The sequence below is a fragment of the Paraburkholderia sp. SIMBA_053 genome (genome assembly GCF_046534895.1).
Lineage (GTDB): Bacteria > Pseudomonadota > Gammaproteobacteria > Burkholderiales > Burkholderiaceae > Paraburkholderia > Paraburkholderia caledonica.
This window is the reverse complement of the sequence record NZ_JAWRXU010000541.1, coordinates 1-278: the sequence shown is the minus strand read 5'-3', so window position 1 is coordinate 278 and position 278 is coordinate 1. Positions and strand designations below refer to the sequence as shown.

The following is a 278-nucleotide window of genomic DNA, read 5'->3' as shown; positions in this document are numbered from 1 at the left end:
AATGCAGCGAATGCGGGCCGCCGGGCGGCAAGGCTGCGGCGCAAGCCGCGCTGTGAGCGCAAGCTGCATCCTGACGGAACATTGTGGCCCGAGGTACGTCAATACCTGGAGGCGGGCCTCTCGCCTGAGCAGGTGTGCGCCCAACTCGAACGTGTGCATCCCGAAGAACCCGCCTTGAACGTCTCGCACGAAACGATCTACCACGCCATCTATGCTGCGCCACGTGGCGCATTGCGGCGTGAACTGGTTGCGCTGCTCAGACAGGGGCGTAGCACGCG

The 278-nt window shown here is 64.7% G+C and carries 1 pseudogene; it reads left to right on the top strand.

Going from position 1 to position 278, the window contains the following annotated elements:
• A pseudogene (locus SB753_RS36775) lies at positions 1-278 on the top strand (IS30 family transposase); the annotation flags it as partial.